This is a genomic window from Ewingella sp. C233, assembly GCF_055407225.1.
In genome coordinates this window covers 316676-330504 of sequence record NZ_JBUZRI010000004.1, presented here as the reverse complement: position 1 = coordinate 330504, position 13829 = coordinate 316676, and the positions used below count along the sequence as shown (strand labels likewise).

Annotated in this window: 13 protein-coding genes; 12 read left to right on the top strand and 1 reads right to left on the bottom strand. The window is 52.6% G+C overall.

Features of this window, described 5'->3' with window-relative positions; genetic code table 11:
- The first annotated feature begins 2 nt into the window (after window positions 1–2).
- From dnaN to ACZRKO_RS18980, 10 genes are all read left to right on the top strand, one after another.
- A complete protein-coding gene (gene dnaN / locus ACZRKO_RS19025) occupies window positions 3–1103 on the top strand; it encodes a DNA polymerase III subunit beta (RefSeq protein ID WP_463738805.1) in 1101 nt (366 codons plus the stop codon).
- Window positions 1104–1112: 9 nt separating this feature from the next.
- Complete coding sequence (gene recF / locus ACZRKO_RS19020) at window positions 1113–2201, top strand: DNA replication/repair protein RecF (RefSeq protein ID WP_463738804.1); 1089 nt, start codon at window positions 1113–1115, stop codon at window positions 2199–2201.
- 19 nt (window positions 2202–2220) lie between these two features.
- The gene (gyrB, locus tag ACZRKO_RS19015; RefSeq protein WP_463738803.1) at window positions 2221–4635 is read left to right on the top strand and encodes a DNA topoisomerase (ATP-hydrolyzing) subunit B; all 2415 of its coding nucleotides are present in this window, start codon (window positions 2221–2223) and stop codon (window positions 4633–4635) included.
- Window positions 4636–4779: 144 nt separating this feature from the next.
- Window positions 4780–5595 (top strand): sugar-phosphatase, encoded by an 816-nt coding sequence (yidA, locus tag ACZRKO_RS19010; RefSeq protein WP_463738802.1) that lies wholly within the window; start codon window positions 4780–4782, stop codon window positions 5593–5595.
- Window positions 5596–5776: 181 nt separating this feature from the next.
- A complete protein-coding gene (locus ACZRKO_RS19005; protein ID WP_463738801.1) occupies window positions 5777–6490 on the top strand; it encodes a FadR/GntR family transcriptional regulator in 714 nt (237 codons plus the stop codon).
- Window positions 6487–7383, top strand: coding sequence for a 2-dehydro-3-deoxygalactonokinase (locus ACZRKO_RS19000; RefSeq protein ID WP_463738800.1), 897 nt, complete (start codon window positions 6487–6489; stop codon window positions 7381–7383). Before ACZRKO_RS19005 ends, ACZRKO_RS19000 begins: the two co-directional genes overlap by 4 nt.
- Entirely contained in the window at window positions 7367–7999 is a 633-nt protein-coding gene (locus tag ACZRKO_RS18995; protein WP_463738799.1) for a 2-dehydro-3-deoxy-6-phosphogalactonate aldolase, read from the top strand. The genes ACZRKO_RS19000 and ACZRKO_RS18995 overlap by 17 nt, the downstream gene beginning before the upstream one ends.
- Window positions 7996–9144 (top strand): galactonate dehydratase, encoded by a 1149-nt coding sequence (dgoD, locus tag ACZRKO_RS18990; RefSeq protein ID WP_463738798.1) that lies wholly within the window; start codon window positions 7996–7998, stop codon window positions 9142–9144. Before ACZRKO_RS18995 ends, dgoD begins: the two co-directional genes overlap by 4 nt.
- 169 nt (window positions 9145–9313) lie before the next feature.
- The gene (locus tag ACZRKO_RS18985; protein ID WP_463738797.1) at window positions 9314–10630 is read left to right on the top strand and encodes an MFS transporter; all 1317 of its coding nucleotides are present in this window, start codon (window positions 9314–9316) and stop codon (window positions 10628–10630) included.
- Between the two features lie 72 nt (window positions 10631–10702).
- Entirely contained in the window at window positions 10703–11971 is a 1269-nt protein-coding gene (locus tag ACZRKO_RS18980) for a DUF3748 domain-containing protein (protein ID WP_463738796.1), read from the top strand.
- Window positions 11972–12025: 54 nt separating this feature from the next.
- Here the strand turns inward: ACZRKO_RS18980 and ACZRKO_RS18975 are convergent, their stop codons facing one another.
- Window positions 12026–12403, bottom strand: a complete 378-nt coding sequence (locus tag ACZRKO_RS18975; protein ID WP_463738795.1) for a YceK/YidQ family lipoprotein — start codon at window positions 12401–12403, stop codon at window positions 12026–12028.
- Window positions 12404–12813: 410 nt separating this feature from the next.
- Between ACZRKO_RS18975 and ibpA the strand changes: the two genes are divergently transcribed.
- Window positions 12814–13224 (top strand): small heat shock chaperone IbpA, encoded by a 411-nt coding sequence (gene ibpA / locus ACZRKO_RS18970; protein WP_463738794.1) that lies wholly within the window; start codon window positions 12814–12816, stop codon window positions 13222–13224.
- A 122-nt stretch (window positions 13225–13346) separates the two neighbouring features.
- On the top strand, window positions 13347–13781 hold the full coding sequence (ibpB, locus tag ACZRKO_RS18965; RefSeq protein ID WP_463738793.1) for a small heat shock chaperone IbpB: 435 nt from the start codon (window positions 13347–13349) through the stop codon (window positions 13779–13781).
- Window positions 13782–13829 lie beyond the last annotated feature (48 nt).

Here is a 13829-nt window from a genome sequence, read left to right as displayed (position 1 = left end):
CTATGAAATTTATTGTTGAACGTGAGCATTTGCTAAAACCGCTGCAACAGGTCAGTAGCCCGCTGGGTGGACGACCAACGCTGCCTATTCTCGGTAACCTCTTACTGCAGGTCACTGAAGGCTCGCTGTTGCTGACCGGGACCGATCTGGAAATGGAGATGGTGGCGAAAGTGGCCCTGTCCCAACCCCATGAAGCGGGCGCGACCACTGTACCGGCGCGTAAATTCTTTGATATTTGCCGTGGTTTACCTGACGGTGCGGAAATTTCCGTTGCCCTGGACGGCGACCGTATGCTGGTGAAATCAGGCCGCAGCCGTTTCTCGCTGTCGACCTTACCGGCAACTGATTTCCCTAACCTCGACGACTGGCAAAGTGAAGTTGAATTCACCCTGCCGCAGGCGACGTTAAAACGCCTGATTGAAGCCACTCAGTTCTCCATGGCGCATCAGGACGTTCGCTACTATTTAAACGGTATGCTGTTCGAAACCGAAGGCGAAGAGCTGCGTACCGTGGCGACAGACGGCCACCGTCTGGCGGTCTGTTCCATGCCTATCGGCCAGTCCTTGCCGTCTCATTCGGTGATCGTGCCGCGTAAAGGCGTGATGGAGCTGGTGCGTCTTCTCGATGGCGGAGAAGCGCTGTTGCAGCTGCAAATCGGCAGCAACAATATTCGTGCTCACGTCGGCGACTTCATCTTCACCTCGAAGCTGGTTGACGGCCGTTTCCCTGATTACCGCCGCGTATTGCCGAAAAATCCCGATAAAACCCTGCAAGCCGGTTGCGACCTGCTTAAACAGGCATTTGCCCGTGCTGCCATCCTCTCTAACGAGAAATTCCGCGGCGTTCGCCTGTATGTAAGCCATAACCAGCTGAAAATTACGGCGAATAACCCGGAACAGGAAGAAGCCGAAGAGATTCTGGACGTTGGTTATGATGGTGCCGAAATGGAAATCGGTTTTAACGTCAGTTATGTACTGGATGTGCTCAATGCGCTCAAGTGCGAAGACGTTAATCTCCTGCTGACCGACTCGGTATCCAGTGTGCAGATTGAAGACGCTTCAAGCCACGCAGCGGCCTACGTTGTCATGCCTATGCGTCTGTGATTTGAATTAATGGCTCTCACGCGATTATTGATAAAAGATTTCCGCAACATTGAGGCGGCGGATGTAGACCCGTCGCCCGGTTTCAATTTTCTGGTCGGCCCCAATGGCAGCGGTAAAACCAGCGTGCTGGAAGCAGTCTATACGCTTGGGCACGGTCGTGCTTTTCGCAGCCTGCAGGCCGGACGCGTTATCCGCCACGATCAGGCAGAATTTATTTTGCATGGCCGTATTGATGATGGCGGCGAACGTGAAATTTCGGTCGGGCTAAGTAAAAGCCGACAGGGAGACAGCAAAGTGCGCATTGACGGCAGCGACGGGCATAAAGTCTCCGAGCTGGCGCAAATGTTGCCAATGCAATTGATTACGCCCGAAGGCTTCACCCTGCTTAACGGTGGGCCGAAGTACCGGCGGGCGTTTCTTGACTGGGGTTGTTTCCACCACGACCCCGGTTTTTTTATCGCCTGGAGCAACCTGCGACGGTTACTCAAGCAGCGCAACGCCGCGCTGCGTCAGGTGAGCCGCTATGCGCAAATTCGTGCCTGGGATCAGGAATTAATCCCGTTAGCCGAGCGCATCAGCGAATGGCGGGCAGCTTACAGCGACGCAATCGCGGCTGATATCAGCGCGACCTGTGCGCAGTTCCTGCCAGAGTTCGCCCTCAGCTTCTCTTTCCAGCGTGGATGGGATAAAGAGACTGAATACGGCGAACTGCTGGAGCGTAATTTCGAACGCGACAGAGCCTTAACCTATACCGCATCAGGTCCGCATAAAGCCGATTTTCGCATCCGTGCCGATGGTACGCCGGTGGAAGATTTGCTCTCACGCGGGCAGCTGAAATTATTGATGTGTGCGCTTCGGTTAGCGCAGGGTGAGTTCCTCACCCGACAGAGCGGGCGGCGTTGCCTGTATCTTCTTGACGATTTTGCCTCCGAGCTGGACGCCGACCGACGTCGGTTGTTAGCAGACCGCCTAAAAGCCACCCAGGCTCAGGTATTTGTCAGTGCCATTGGCGCTGAACAAGTAACCGACATGATGGGTGAAAAGGGCAAGATGTTCCGCGTGGAACAGGGTAAAATAGCCGTTCTATCACAGGACTAAAAATGAGCGAGAAACGTTGATGTCGAATTCTTATGACTCCTCAAGTATCAAGGTATTAAAAGGGCTGGACGCGGTGCGTAAGCGCCCCGGCATGTATATCGGCGATACCGATGACGGCACTGGTCTGCACCACATGGTATTCGAGGTTGTGGACAACGCTATCGACGAAGCCCTGGCTGGCCACTGTAAAGAGATTCAAGTCACGATCCACGCAGATAACTCCGTCTCCGTTCAGGATGATGGCCGTGGTATTCCGACTGGCATCCATGAAGAAGAGGGCGTTTCCGCCGCTCAGGTCATCATGACCGTTCTGCATGCTGGCGGTAAATTTGATGATAACTCGTACAAAGTGTCTGGCGGTCTTCATGGCGTGGGTGTTTCCGTCGTTAACGCCCTGTCGGAAAAACTTGAACTGGTTATCCGCCGCGAAGGCAAAGTGCATGAGCAAACTTATGTGCACGGCGAACCACAGAACCCGCTGAAAGTCGTCGGCGAAACCGAAGCGACCGGCACGACCGTTCGCTTCTGGCCGAGCTACAACACGTTCACGAATAACACAGAATTTGAGTACGACATTCTGGCTAAACGCCTGCGTGAACTCTCATTCCTGAACTCCGGTGTGGCGATCCGTTTGCTGGACAAACGTGACGGCAAAAACGATCACTTCCATTACGAAGGTGGTATCAAAGCCTTCGTGGAATACCTGAACAAGAACAAAACCCCCATCCACCCGACCGTGTTTTATTTCTCCACCGTGAAAGACGATATCGGTGTGGAAGTGGCGCTCCAGTGGAATGATGGTTTCCAGGAAAATATTTACTGCTTTACCAACAACATCCCTCAGCGCGACGGCGGCACCCACCTGGTCGGTTTCCGTTCTGCGATGACCCGTACGCTTAACGCGTATATGGATAAAGAAGGCTACAGCAAAAAATCTAAAATCAGCGCCACTGGCGATGACGCCCGTGAAGGCCTGATCGCGGTTGTTTCGGTAAAAGTGCCTGATCCTAAGTTCTCTTCTCAGACCAAAGACAAGCTGGTTTCTTCCGAAGTGAAGACTGCCGTTGAGTCGCTGATGAACGAGAAGCTGGTTGATTATCTGATGGAAAACCCGGGCGATGCCAAAATCGTGGTCGGGAAAATCATTGATGCAGCCCGTGCCCGTGAAGCCGCACGTAAAGCCCGTGAAATGACCCGTCGTAAAGGCGCGCTGGATCTGGCAGGTTTGCCAGGCAAACTGGCTGACTGTCAGGAACGCGACCCGGCTCATTCCGAACTGTACTTAGTGGAAGGGGACTCCGCGGGCGGCTCAGCAAAACAGGGCCGTAACCGTAAAAACCAGGCGATTTTGCCGCTTAAAGGTAAAATCCTCAACGTTGAGAAAGCGCGCTTCGACAAAATGCTCTCTTCGCAGGAAGTGGCGACGCTTATCACCGCGCTTGGTTGTGGCATTGGCCGCGATGAGTACAACCCGGACAAACTGCGCTATCACAGCATCATCATCATGACCGATGCCGACGTCGATGGTTCTCACATCCGTACTTTACTGCTGACCTTCTTCTTCCGTCAGATGCCTGAAATTATCGAGCGTGGCCACGTGTATATTGCCCAGCCGCCGCTGTATAAAGTCAAAAAAGGCAAGCAAGAACAGTATATTAAAGATGACGAAGCGATGGATCAGTACCAGATCACCATCGCAATGGACGGCGCCACGCTGCACACCAATGCTCACGCCCCGGCGCTGGCAGGTGAAGCGCTGGAAAAACTGGTAGCCGAACATTATAGCGTACAGAAAATGATTGGCCGCATGGAGCGCCGCTTCCCGCGTGCCTTGCTGAACCGTCTGGTTTACCAACCAACGCTGGACGAAGCCGATCTCACCGATCAGGCAAAAGTTCAGGACTGGATGGAATCCCTGGTGGCGATGCTGAACGAAAAAGAGCTTCACGGCAGCAGCTACAGTGCGATTGTGCGTGAAAACCGCGAGCGTCAGCTGTTCGAACCCGTTCTGCGCATCCGTACTCACGGTGTAGATACCGATTACGATCTCGATTTCGATTTCGTTCACGGTGGCGAATACCGCAAGCTGTGTACCTTGGGTGAAAAACTGCGCGGCCTGATCGAAGAAGATGCCTTCATCGAACGTGGCGAACGTCGTCAGCCGATCACCAGCTTCGAACAGGCGCTGGAATGGCTGGTGAAAGAGTCCCGTCGTGGTCTTTCCGTACAGCGCTATAAAGGGTTGGGTGAAATGAACCCGGATCAGCTGTGGGAAACCACCATGGATCCGGAACAACGCCGTATGCTGCGCGTGACTATCAAAGATGCTATCGCTGCTGATCAGCTGTTTACCACCCTGATGGGTGATGCCGTTGAACCGCGTCGTGCCTTTATCGAAGATAATGCACTGAAAGCAGCTAACATCGATATTTAACGCGGTACGAGTGCATGAAATAAAAATCCGAAGCAGGAAACTGTCTTCGGATTTTTTTATCCACAATCTGTGGAGAATCAGACTGGCTTTGCCGTAGTAAGTCGCGTTAGCATCAGGGAAGATTATTTAACCTCTGAGGATGCTATGGCTATTGAATTAATTGCAATTGATATGGATGGCACGTTGCTCAATCCGCAGCATGAAGTCACTCCCGCCGTAAAACAATCACTGATCGCTGCCCGCAAAAAAGGGGTACAAATTGTTCTGGCGACCGGCCGTCCTTACATGGGCGTCGAGCGTTATTTACAGGAGCTGGATTTACAGCAGGAAGGTTGTTATTGCATCACCAACAACGGCGCTTTGGTGCATAACGCGCAAGATGGCAGCGTGATTGCCGAAATTTCCCTCACTATTGACGACTATCACTATTTCGAAAAACTGGCGCGTCAGCTGGGCGTGCATTTCCACGCGCTGACCAAAACAGACCTCTACACCGCCAACCGTGACATCAGCGAGTACAGCGTGCATGAATCCTATACGACGGGTATTCCGCTGAAATTCTGCCCAGCAGAGGAGATGGAATCGTCGCTGACCTTCCCGAAAGTGATGATAATTGATCGCCCAGAACTGCTCGACCACGCGATAAGCCATCTCCCGGCTGAAGCCAGAGAGCGCTACACCATCATGAAAAGTTCACCTTATTTCCTGGAGATCCTTGATAAACGTGTGAATAAGGGCGAAGGCGTCAAAGTGCTGGCGACCAGGCTGGGCATTCCACGCGAAAACGTGATGACTCTGGGCGATCAGGAAAACGACATTGCGATGCTCGAGTACGCCGGTGTGGGCGTGGCGATGGGCAATGCGCTGGACAGCGTAAAAGCGGTTAGCCAATTTGTGACCAAAACCAATATGGAAGATGGTGTGGCGTTCGCCATTGAAAAATTCGTGTTAAACGACTGAATATTATCAGTAATAACGGCGGCCAGTGGCCGCTTTTTTTATGCCTGCCTTTTGTACTCATCTCGCATTTTTGTTACGCCAATGTTACTGGTTGTCTGTTTTGTGATCTTGATTGTAGTACAACCCAAATAACGAGTACTACAATCATCCGCAAGATGCATGATTTTTAGCCGGAGTACGCATGGACGTAGCAGTGACCGAATCTCAGCCGTTAAGCAAAACCGACCGTATTATTCTCGCTGTTGGCCAGCAGATTGTGGCCGGAAAATATCCGCCGGGCACACCTCTGGCGTCAGAAGCGGAACTGTGCGATGAGTTTCAAACGTCGCGCAACATCGTACGTGAAGTGATGCGTTCGCTGACCGGCAAACGCCTGATCGAAATCAAACGCTACCGGGGCGCTTTCGTCACACCGCGTGAACAGTGGAATTTTCTGGATACTGACGTACTGCAGTGGTCACTGGAGCAGGGAGATAAACCTGAACTGATCGCCGCCATGAGCGAGATTCGTAATCTGGTTGAACCGGCCATTGCCCGCTGGGCCGCGATGCGAGCCACCTCCTCAGATCTTGTGCGCATCGAACAGGCATTAAAAGAGATGGTTGAATTTGCGCAGAAGCGTCAGTCATTTAATGAGGCCGATGTTCGTTTTCATGAGGCCGTGCTGGCGGCGGTACATAACCCGATCATGCAGCAGCTGAGTGTAGTGATCAGCTCGCTGCAACGCGCTGTTTTTGAACGCACTTATATGCCTGATGAGGCCAATATGCCCGGTACGCTTAGGGAACATCAGGCGTTATATGACGCCATTCGCCTGCAACGACCGGAGCGCGCGGAGCAGGCCGCCCTCACCATGATCGCCAGCACCACGCGACGCCTGAAGGAGATGCCATGATCGCGGATTATATCGCCGTGGACTGGGGGTCGACCAATGTCCGCGCCTGGCTTTATCTGCAAGGCGAATGTGTGGCCAGTCAGCACTCCCCTATGGGGGTCACCCGTCTGGGAGAAAGCACGCCCGTTGAGGCTTTTGAAAAACTTATCGCGCCGTGGTGGCAGCATCAGGTTCCGGTTGTTATGGCCGGCATGATTGGCAGCGATGCCGGATGGGTTTCCGTTCCCTATTTGCGCTGCCCGATCAGTCTGACCGATATTTCACATCAGCTGACAAAAATTAAAGAAACCCCGGGCAACGTGCGCATTATTCCCGGTATTTGTGTTGAACGTGACGACAACATGAACGTGATGCGCGGTGAGGAAACCCAGCTTATCGGTGCGTATCGCGAAACATCGGCTGAATTCTATTTGCTGCCTGGCACGCACAGTAAATGGGTGCGTACCGATAGCGGCGTTCTCCGGGATTTTCGCACCGTCATGACCGGCGAACTGCATCATCTGTTGCTGAGCAACTCATTGATTGGCGCCAATCTGCCTGAGCAATCTACTGACCCTGAGGCTTTCACGCAAGGTTTGGAACAGGGTTTTGAAGAGCCCGATCTGGTGCGCCGACTGTTTGAAGTTCGTGCCGCCCGCGTGCTGGGAAAACTGGCGAAAACCTCTGTTAGTGACTGGCTATCCGGTCTGCTGATCGGTCACGAAGTGGCGCAGATGAAGCGGCATTATGCCTTGCCGTCAGGCAACGGTCCGTTGGTTGTGGTGGGCAGTGACAACCTGCTGCAACGCTATCTCCCCGCACTCCATATGGCGGGTCTGAAAAGTCAGACCGTAGACGGCGACCAGGCATTTCAGGCTGGAATAAGGAGCATTATCAATGATCTGGAAAACTGAAGTCTTTAACGGAAAACTTCTGCCGTTGATCGCTATTCTGCGTGGCATCACGCCGCAAGAAGTGGAAGCGCATGTCGATGTACTGATCGCCGCCGGGTTCAATGCCATTGAAATTCCGCTCAATTCGCCGGACTGGCAAATCAGCATCGCCAATATGGTGGAAAAATACGGCAAAAGTACGCTGATTGGCGGCGGAACGGTGCTGACGCCCAAGAATGTGGATCTGCTGGCAGGTATCGGCAGCAAACTGGTGGTGACACCAAACACGTCTCCGCCGGTTATCCGCCGCGCCGTTGAACTGGGCATGACGGTATGTGCCGGCTGCGCCACGGCCACTGAAGCGTTCAATGCGCTGGATGCCGGTGCGCAGGCGCTAAAAATTTTTCCTTCCTCGGCTTTCGGCCCGGATTACATCAAAGCCCTGAAAGCCGTGTTATCGCCAGAGGTGCCGGTGTTTGCTGTCGGCGGTGTGACGCCGGAAAACTTGCATCAGTTTCTGGCCGCGGGCTGCGTAGGGGCAGGTCTTGGCAGCGATTTATACCGCGCCGGACAGCCCGTTTCACGTACCGCGCAGCAGGCCAGTGCCTTCATCAAAGCCTATAAGGATGCACAATGAAAATTACCAAACTGACCACCTACCGGCTGGCACCCCGCTGGATGTTTTTAAAAGTGGAGACCGACGAAGGCATCACTGGCTGGGGCGAACCGGTCATTGAAGGGCGCGCACGCAGCGTCGAAGCGGCGGTGCATGAGCTGAGTGAATATGTTATCGGCCAGGACCCGGCGCGAATCAACGACATCTGGCAGACCCTGTACCGCGGCGGTTTTTATCGCGGCGGCCCGATTCTGATGAGTGCCATTTCCGGTATCGATCAGGCGTTATGGGACATCAAAGGTAAGGCGCTGGGTGTGCCTGTCTATCAGCTACTGGGCGGTCTGGTGCGTGACAAAATCAAAGCCTACAGCTGGGTGGGGGGAGACCGTCCTGCCGATGTGATTGCCGGTATCCGCAAACTACAGGTCATTGGTTTTGATACGTTCAAGCTCAATGGTTGTGAAGAGATGGGCCTTATCGACAATTCGCGCAAAGTGGATTCTACCGTCGCGGTGGTGGCGCAAATCCGTGAAGCCTTTGGCAACAGCATTGAGTTTGGGCTGGATTTTCATGGTCGCGTGAATGCGCCGATGGCGAAAGTCTTAATCAAAGAGCTGGAGCCTTACCGGCCACTGTTCATTGAAGAGCCCGTACTGGCTGAGCAGGCTGAATACTATCCGCGTCTGGCGGCACAAACGCATATTCCTATCGCCGCCGGTGAACGGATGTATTCACGTTTCGAATTTAAACGGGTACTTGAGCAGGGCGGGCTGGCGATCCTTCAACCCGATTTGTCGCACGCGGGCGGCATCACTGAGTGCTATAAAATTGCCGCTATGGCCGAAGCTTATGATGTGGCCCTGGCCCCACACTGCCCGCTGGGCCCTATCGCGTTGGCCGCCTGCCTGCATATTGATTTTGTTTCCCGCAATGCGGTGTTCCAGGAGCAGAGTATGGGAATTCACTACAACCAGGGCGCTGAGTTGCTTGATTACGTCATCAATAAAGAAGACTTCTCGATGGATGGCGCTTTCTTCCTGCCACCGACCAAACCGGGGCTGGGTGTTGAAATCAATGAAGAACTGGTGATCGAGCGCAGTAAAAATGCCCCTGACTGGCGCAATCCTGTGTGGCGCTATGAAGATGGCGCGGTAGCGGAATGGTAAATACCCGTCATGAGTTATTTAGGAAAAATTTTAATATATAAAAGGTTGTGATCAGGCCTGCTACTGTTTTTAAAAATAAGAAAGATAAAGCATCACTCTGTGGATTTTATTTCCTTGCTGTAGGGAATAAAACCTCTCCTACAAAATGATTAACGCCAAGGTGTGTACGATGAATAATGAATTGTACTCCTCAACGATTAAAAAAATGAACATCAGGATAATTCCTTTTATTATGCTGTTGTATCTTATTGCTTATATTGATCGTTCCAATATTTCTGTTGCCGCTTTGCAAATGAATGCGGATTTAGCCCTGACCGCCGAAATGTACGGTATCGCCGCCGGGATATTTTATGTTTCGTATATTATTTTCGAAGTACCGAGTAATGTCATATTAACCAAAGTCGGGGCTAAAGTATGGATAGCCAGAATCATGATCACCTGGGGCTTACTGGCCGCCGGGATGAGTCTGGTACAAACGCCGTTTCAGCTGTACGTCATGCGCTTCCTGCTGGGGGCGGCTGAAGCGGGCTTTACGCCGGGGATCATCTACTATCTCTCCTGCTGGTATCCCCGCAGCGACCGCGCCCGTGCCATGTCTCTGTTTTATATCGGTGCTGCACTGGCGTCAGTCGTGGGCTTGCCGATTTCAGGGACAATTTTAAATATGCACGGCTTCTTTGGCGTTGAAGGCTGGCGCTGGTTATTCTTACTGGAAGGGATACCGGCTTTTATTTTAGGATTTGTGGTCTGGTTTTATCTGGATGATTCACCGGAAAAAGCCAAATGGCTGACTCCGGAACAGCGTGAAGGGCTGACAAAACAGTTAAATCAGGAATCCGGTGAGTCGGTAATTAATAAAAATCACAACTGGTCGGCGGCATTAAAAAGTAAAAAGGTCTGGGCATTAAGTTTACTGTGGTTATTGCAGGCGTTTGGTACTATCGGGATCACGCTCTTTTTACCGCTGATTGTAAAAGGCGTCGTATCAGATCAGAGTAATTTTATCGTCAGCCTCTTATCCGCAGTTCCTTTCCTATTTGCCTGTATTTTTATGTACCTGAATGGCCGTCATTCGGACAAAACCAAAGAGCGCGCACTGCATCTCGGGCTGCCACTGATCCTCTCCGGTATCTTACTGTTTGGGGCGCTTTTCACCCACAATCTGGTGCTGGCTTACATCATGCTGGTGTTGACCGTCGGGCTGAACTGGGCAATCACGCCGATTTTCTGGGCGGTTACCACGGAAACGGTAGCAGGCGTTGCGGGGGCGGCCTCTATCGCATTGATCAATGCTGTCGCCAATATCGCCGGGCTGACCTTTCCGCCGATCATGGGACGAATCAAGGATGTCACCCACAGCTATGACGCTGCGCTGATTGCCGTTGCAGTGGCACTGGTGCTCGGTGGCTTTCTGGGGCTGATTCTGGGGCGTAAGCGGTCAATGCTGCGCACGGCGCAGAAAGGGTTAGCGCCGGCCGCCAAATAGATTTTTCCGCCCTGTAAAAACGTTTACTCTTAAGCAAAGCCGTTTGGCGGCAATGAATAAGAGGAAAAAAAAGTGGCGGGTGAAAAACAGTTAACCGCAGACACGCGCGGACATCAGCTGACCAACATCAACGTCTGGACGCCGGACAGTCAGTGGCTGGTCTATGATGTCCGTCCGCATGGCGGCTCTTTTACCGGCTCAACCATTGAGCGGGTAAACGTTGAAACCGGTGACATGCAGGTGATTTATCAGGCTCCTCCGGGCGCACATGTGGGGGTCGCGACGGTCAGCCCGAACGATCCGGCGCGTTATGCGTTTATACATGGCCCCGAAAATCCGGACAGCGCCTGGCAGTATGACTTTCACCACCGGCGCGGCGTGATTGTCAGCGAGCCGCTTCCCTCGCAGGCCATCACGCTGGACGCGCTCGATATCACCGCTCCCTTCACGCCTGGGGCTCTGCGTGGTGGTACGCACGTGCATGTCTTCAGTCCTGACGGCAGCCGCCTGAGCTTTACTTATAACGATCATGTTATGTACGAGTTGGACCCGGCACTTGACCTGCGCAACGTCGGCATAGCTCTGGGTTTCCATCCTGTTATCTCCTCTAAACATCACCCCCGCGAATATGACGGCAGCCATTTCAGCGTGCTGGTCAGTCAGACGACGCCTCACCCTCAGCCGGGCAGCGACGAAATTAACCGTGCTTACGAAGAGGGCTGGATCGGGACAGAAGGCTATCTGAAACCCGACGGGCGGCGCCAGCGCTGGGCGCTGGCTTTTATTGGTGATACGCGTTCTGCCTCGGGTGAAAAACATCCGGAGATTTTTGTGGTGGATTTACCCGAGCACGACAATGGCTACAGTCAGGCCGGTGAGAGGCCGCTTGAAGGGACACCGGACCGGCTGCCAGCCCCCCCGGCGGGCGTCAGACAGCGACGCATTACCTTCACGGAAAAAGGCATCGCACAGCAACCGCGACACTGGCTGCGCACCTCGCCCGACGGTTCGGCGATTGCCTTTCTGATGCAGAATGATGACGGGGTAGTTCAGGTGTGGACCGTTTCACCCAACGGCGGTGAACTGCGGCAAATCAGTCATGAGGTGACGGGCATTCAGTCAGCCTTTAGCTGGAGCCCGGATGGCCGCAGTCTGGCGCTGGTCTGCGACAACAGCGTGATGCAACTAGACGTTGAAAGTGGAAAGATGCAACGGCTGACGCAGAGAACCGAGGTGGCACCCTGCGCCGATGCAGTGGTGTTTTCACCCGATGGCGAAAAAGTGGCGTTTATGCGCCAGTGTGGGGAATTTGCCCAGATCGCGGTCACGTCCAGCCGCTAAACACAGAGAACCGGCCAGTGCAGGCCGGTTACTCGTCAATTTTTCTGAAAACGACTATTTTTTGTGGGTCGATGACTTCTGCGAATGTGTCGTCGCCGTCATGGGTGGAACGTGGTCGATATCCACGCCGTTGCTCAGCGCCAGATTATGCTCTTCGCTGGCTTTGATGCGATCGCGCGTATTTTCATTTCCCTGACGGTAATAGTCATAAGGCAATAACAGCGTATCAAGCAGCACACTGAAAGGCAGATCGATAATTAACAGAGGCGTCATTGCCCAACTGGTGTCCTCACTTCCAATCATCGTCACGTCAGCGCGGGTGCCGGGATAATATCCCTGATGACCCCCGGTGTGAGTCATTACGCTGGAGCAGCCGCCGGTTGATAAAAAAGCGCATCCGGTCACGAGCGGCAGTAAAACTGTTTTCATCATGGTCGAACTCATCTCATGCTGTCGGGCCGAGGATTTATCGTCAAAGGTGACTTATATCATTCAGCCAAAAAATTTAACAAAGCAAGGCGTGGCTCTGTGGTGGCCGTCTCAATTTAACCCGCCGTGATTGAAGCGGTAACCCCAATCAACGTTGGTTATAGTGTAAGGGATATTTGAGATCCTGCCGGAAACAGCCCGTATTCTCTTAAATACTTTTTTAGCCCCGTTTACAACTCTCAGACCCTTTACCCAATAAATTTTCTTATCGTGACTTGAAATACTTATTTCCGTCGCCATTTTTATCATACGACGCAGGAAAAGCATACGCCGTAAGGGTATGACGCGTTACGGACCTGTCCCAAGGGAAGGTCATTAAAAATCGACTCGCTGCATGTTCAGGAGAAGCACCAATGCGTAATTTTGATTTATCCCCTTTATACCGTTCTGCTATTGGTTTCGACCGTTTATTCAATCACATTGAATCCGGCCAAAATCAGAGTGGCGGTTACCCGCCTTATAATGTCGAACTGGTAGATGAAAACCATTATCGCATTGCGATTGCAGTCGCCGGTTTTGCCGAGTCCGAGCTCGATATCACGGCTCAAGATAATATGTTACTGGTCAAAGGCGCGCATAAAGATGCCGCAGCGGAACGCACTTATTTATATCAAGGCATCGCCGAACGTAATTTCGAGCGTAAATTCCAGTTGGCCGAACATATTCAAATTAAATCCGCCAATCTGGCGAACGGTTTGCTTTACATCGATCTCGAACGCGTTGTACCGGAATCATCGAAACCGCGTCGTATTGATATCCGGTAATTCTGACCACAGATATCAGACAACCGTTTTTATAACAAGTTGCTCGCCGTCAGGGAGCAGAACCGTCACGTCGATAATTCCGTGGCGGCTTAACTATCTCGCTTCACAGAAGGAGTTACATTATGCGTAATTATGATATTTCCCCGTTACTGCGTCAGTGGATTGGTTTCGACAAACTTGCTAGCTCAATGCAGGGCGCTGATCATGCGTTCCCTCCGTATAATATTGAGAAATCAGACGATAATCACTATCGCATCTCACTGGCGCTGGCAGGGTTCAAACAAAGTGATTTGAATATTGAAGTCGAAGGGCCACGGCTGACCATCAGCGGGACGCCCGTAGAGCCGCAAACCAAAGTGGAATACCTGCATCAGGGATTAGTGATGAAGCCTTTCAATCTGAGCTTCACGCTGGCTGAGCACATGCACGTTTCCGCGGCTGAGTTCACCAACGGTTTACTGCACGTCAGTCTGGTGCGTGACGTACCACCGGCACTGCAACCGCAGAAAATCGCCATCGGTACTGAGAAACCGGCGTTAGAAAACCAGAGCGCGTAATTCGGTTTCCACAATAAAAAACAGGAGGACATTGTCCTCCTGTTTTTT

Bases quoted from the DNA above. Each gene is read 5' to 3' on its own strand.
- dnaN (WP_463738805.1), top strand. From the start codon at position 3: ATGAAATTTATTGTTGAACGTGAGCATTTGCTAAAACCGCTGCAACAG.
- recF (WP_463738804.1), top strand. From the start codon at position 1,113: ATGGCTCTCACGCGATTATTGATAAAAGATTTCCGCAACATTGAGGCG.
- gyrB (WP_463738803.1), top strand. From the start codon at position 2,221: ATGTCGAATTCTTATGACTCCTCAAGTATCAAGGTATTAAAAGGGCTG.
- yidA (WP_463738802.1), top strand. From the start codon at position 4,780: ATGGCTATTGAATTAATTGCAATTGATATGGATGGCACGTTGCTCAAT.
- ACZRKO_RS19005 (WP_463738801.1), top strand. From the start codon at position 5,777: ATGGACGTAGCAGTGACCGAATCTCAGCCGTTAAGCAAAACCGACCGT.
- ACZRKO_RS19000 (WP_463738800.1), top strand. From the start codon at position 6,487: ATGATCGCGGATTATATCGCCGTGGACTGGGGGTCGACCAATGTCCGC.
- ACZRKO_RS18995 (WP_463738799.1), top strand. From the start codon at position 7,367: ATGATCTGGAAAACTGAAGTCTTTAACGGAAAACTTCTGCCGTTGATC.
- dgoD (WP_463738798.1), top strand. From the start codon at position 7,996: ATGAAAATTACCAAACTGACCACCTACCGGCTGGCACCCCGCTGGATG.
- ACZRKO_RS18985 (WP_463738797.1), top strand. From the start codon at position 9,314: ATGAATAATGAATTGTACTCCTCAACGATTAAAAAAATGAACATCAGG.
- ACZRKO_RS18975 (WP_463738795.1), bottom strand. From the start codon at position 12,403: ATGATGAAAACAGTTTTACTGCCGCTCGTGACCGGATGCGCTTTTTTA.
- ibpA (WP_463738794.1), top strand. From the start codon at position 12,814: ATGCGTAATTTTGATTTATCCCCTTTATACCGTTCTGCTATTGGTTTC.
- ibpB (WP_463738793.1), top strand. From the start codon at position 13,347: ATGCGTAATTATGATATTTCCCCGTTACTGCGTCAGTGGATTGGTTTC.